At 47.5% G+C, this 341-nt stretch carries 1 pseudogene; it reads right to left on the reverse strand.

What is annotated here, in order from left to right:
* Positions 1-155 precede the first annotated feature (155 nt).
* Positions 156-341, reverse strand: a pseudogene (locus RTW80_RS28040) (replication initiation protein); the annotation flags it as partial.

Genomic DNA, 341 nt, shown 5'->3' on the forward strand with positions numbered 1-341 from the left:
CTTCCACACACCGCAGTCAATATCAATACTCCGGTAGGCCTATCCGCATATCGCAGTCAAGGCAAGCAAAACCTAAACGGAATGATGAATCAGTATAAATTGACTGTGGTATGCGCTCTGCATACCACAGTCAACAAACTCTAAAACGGCATTCCTCAGTCATTTCCCGGTTTCACGCTGGCGAGCGCTTTTGCTAGTTTCTGAGGATCAATACCTGCAGCCTTCAGGGCTTTAATAACTTCGTCATAGTTCTGCTCAGGTACTTCCTCTTCCGGCTCACGGGGAACAACGACCTTGCTACTGATGAGTTTCGGATTACGGTAATGCACGCTGAAGTAGGT

This window comes from Escherichia sp. AM3, assembly GCF_032029835.1.
Taxonomy (GTDB): Bacteria; Pseudomonadota; Gammaproteobacteria; order Enterobacterales; family Enterobacteriaceae; genus Escherichia; species Escherichia coli.